Source organism: Dyadobacter sp., assembly GCF_051859145.1.
GTDB lineage: Bacteria > Bacteroidota > Bacteroidia > Cytophagales > Spirosomataceae > Dyadobacter.
In genome coordinates this window covers 1-1,929 of record NZ_JBHYGF010000528.1, presented here as the reverse complement: position 1 = coordinate 1,929, position 1,929 = coordinate 1, and the positions used below count along the sequence as shown (strand labels likewise).

The following is a 1,929-nucleotide window of genomic DNA, read 5'->3' as shown; positions in this document are numbered from 1 at the left end:
GCCAAAAGAGAAAGCCCGCAAACTATCCTGAAAGGATGGGTCCAGCTGCTCAGGTAAGGGAGAGGTAAAACAGAGCGCCGGTTAAACTACTATCCGGAGATGATTGAAGGAGTTGTTTGGTAAGTTTACATAATCACATATATTCGCTTTGAACGCACACATTTTTGTGTAAATTTTCGTTCATCTAGTTAGTTGAAAAGTGATTAACAGGCTTTAAAACCTCTATCCGACAGCTTGATTTAACATATATGCGCTCTGCTCTACGACTTCTACTATATACTTTCTCGCTTTGCTTTTTGTTTTCCGGCTTTGATGCGATGGCCACGCACATTCGTGCCGGAGAAATTACAGCAAGGAGAATCTCGGGCCTTACTTATGAGCTTAAACTCACTGCCTATTTTGATATGCAGAATGGAGAGGGTGCAGCTAATGCTCAGAACACCATCTTTTTTACCATAGGTAACGTGCAGTCTTCGGGTACCCCGGTGGTGCTTGAAGCGCCAAGAGTTGAAAACCCGCCGCCGGATATCGGAAATAATACAACCCGAAATACCTACATCATCAATTACACATTTCCGGCTGCGGCAGCTTACAGAATCTCATTTGAGGAGGATAACAGAAATAATGGAATCCTGAATATCGGACCTCCGCCCACTCAAAACCTCAACTTTTACGTTAGTACCATTCTTGAAATCAATCCACAGTTCGGTGCTAACCAAACTCCCGTTCTACTAAATGCGCCCATTGATCTTGCAGCAGTAGGACAGCGTTACATTCACAATCCCAATGCATTTGATGCTGACGGTGATAGCCTTGCGTACCGCCTTTTCGTACCCCAAAGAAGTGGCGTAAATGGCGCAGGTATCAATTTGCAATATGTAAATCCTAACCAGATCGGCGCGCCTGGCCGAACGGAGGCAGGTGCTTCTCCGGCCAATTTCAGCATCAATGAACTTACCGGTGATCTGGTCTGGGATGCGCCTGTTACCAAAGGTTATTACAACGTAGCCTTCATCGTCGAAGAATGGCGGGATGGTGTCCTGATCGGGCAGATTGTCCGCGATATGCAGATCATCGTCGACGACGCCCGCAACGACCGACCTTTGATGGACCCGTTGCAAGATATTTGCGTGGAAGCAGGTACTTTCATCAACCAGCAGATCAGGGCCACTGACAAGAATGGGGACAGGCTTACACTTACTTCCACCGGTGGGGTCTACCAGAGCGCATTGGTACCGCCTGCCCTGGCTGCATTCAATGTTCCACAGCAAGGTTCACAGAACACCGTCGTGGGACAGTTTACCTGGCAGACTTCCTGCAACCACATCCGCATGGAACCCTACGATGTACTCTTCAAAGTAGAAGACGCCCCTGCAAGTGGCGCCCCCAACCCGTCTTTGTTCCGCAAGCTCGTTGATATGACCACCCTGAACATCCGCGTCTACGGGCCTAAACCTACCGGCCTTGTCGCCGTGGCTGCCACTGACCCGGCAGGTACCGCTTATAGGCTCAACTGGGCTGCCTACAAATGCCAGGTACAAGGTGCAAGGGTAGTTATTTACAGAAAAGAAGGATGTACCGATATCCCAGAGGATGTTTGTATCACAGGTATCCCTGCTGGTTCAGGCTACGAAGAAGTAGCGCGCGTGCCCGTTACACAGACTACTTTCCTGGACAATGGAAATGGCGCGGGCCTCAGGCCGGGCGTTTCGTACAGCTACCGTCTGGTAGTCATTTTCCCAAGGCCAGGTACCACTGGTTCTGAGCCGGGCAGCCTGGTGGGTGGGGGCGAAAGTGTCGCTTCTGACGAGTTCTGTCTCAAACTGCCTTTGCTCATGCCGGTTATAACCAATGTCACTGTTGATTCTACCAGCGAGACAAGGGGCGTTATCACTGTTAAATGGACCAAACCTGCTGCTGTTTCAGGAC

At 49.7% G+C, this 1,929-nt stretch carries 1 pseudogene; it reads left to right on the top strand.

Annotated features, from left to right (window positions below):
• Positions 1 to 248: 248 nt before the first annotated feature.
• A pseudogene (locus ACTIE6_RS23375) lies at positions 249 to 1,929 on the top strand (gliding motility-associated C-terminal domain-containing protein); the annotation flags it as partial.